1 rRNA gene is annotated in these 1339 nt (G+C 53.2%); it reads right to left on the bottom strand.

From position 1 onward, the window contains the following. Position 1: 1 nt before the first annotated feature. Positions 2-1339, bottom strand: a 23S ribosomal RNA gene (locus ACF8E5_RS08500); the annotation flags it as partial.

Raw genomic sequence — 1339 nt, 5'->3', positions numbered from 1 at the left:
TATGGTCAAGCCTCACGGGCAATTAGTATTGGTTAGCTCAACGCCTCACAGCGCTTACACACCCAACCTATCAACGTCGTAGTCTTCGACGGCCCTTTAGGGGATTCAAGATCCCAGTGAGATCTCATCTTGAGGCAAGTTTCCCGCTTAGATGCTTTCAGCGGTTATCTCTTCCGAACATAGCTACCCGGCAATGCCACTGGCGTGACAACCGGAACACCAGAGGTTCGTCCACTCCGGTCCTCTCGTACTAGGAGCAGCCCCTCTCAAATCTCAAACGTCCACGGCAGATAGGGACCGAACTGTCTCACGACGTTCTAAACCCAGCTCGCGTACCACTTTAAATGGCGAACAGCCATACCCTTGGGACCGGCTTCAGCCCCAGGATGTGATGAGCCGACATCGAGGTGCCAAACACCGCCGTCGATATGAACTCTTGGGCGGTATCAGCCTGTTATCCCCGGAGTACCTTTTATCCGTTGAGCGATGGCCCTTCCATACAGAACCACCGGATCACTAAGACCTACTTTCGTACCTGCTCGACGTGTGTGTCTCGCAGTCAAGCGCGCTTTTGCCTTTATACTCTACGACCGATTTCCGACCGGTCTGAGCGCACCTTCGTACTCCTCCGTTACTCTTTGGGAGGAGACCGCCCCAGTCAAACTACCCACCATACACTGTCCTCGATCCGGATAACGGACCTGAGTTAGAACCTCAAAGTTGCCAGGGTGGTATTTCAAGGATGGCTCCATGAGAACTGGCGTCCCCACTTCAAAGCCTCCCACCTATCCTACACAAGCAAATTCAAAGTCCAGTGCAAAGCTATAGTAAAGGTTCACGGGGTCTTTCCGTCTAGCCGCGGATACACTGCATCTTCACAGCGATTTCAATTTCACTGAGTCTCGGGTGGAGACAGCGCCGCCATCGTTACGCCATTCGTGCAGGTCGGAACTTACCCGACAAGGAATTTCGCTACCTTAGGACCGTTATAGTTACGGCCGCCGTTTACCGGGGCTTCGATCAAGAGCTTCGCTTGCGCTAACCCCATCAATTAACCTTCCGGCACCGGGCAGGCGTCACACCCTATACGTCCACTTTCGTGTTTGCAGAGTGCTGTGTTTTTAATAAACAGTCGCAGCGGCCTGGTATCTTCGACCAGCAAAAGCTTACGGGGCAAGCCCTTCACCTTCGCCGGCGCACCTTCTCCCGAAGTTACGGTGCCATTTTGCCTAGTTCCTTCACCCGAGTTCTCTCAAGCGCCTTGGTATTCTCTACCTAACCACCTGTGTCGGTTTGGGGTACGGTTCCCAGTTATCTGAAGCTTAGGAGCTTTTCTTGG

This window comes from Pseudomonas sp. WSY_20 (assembly GCF_043104335.1).
Taxonomy (GTDB): domain Bacteria; phylum Pseudomonadota; class Gammaproteobacteria; order Pseudomonadales; family Pseudomonadaceae; genus Aquipseudomonas; species Aquipseudomonas parafulva_B.
The sequence above is the reverse complement of the archived record's forward strand: the minus strand, read 5'-3'. Positions and strand labels throughout refer to the sequence as shown.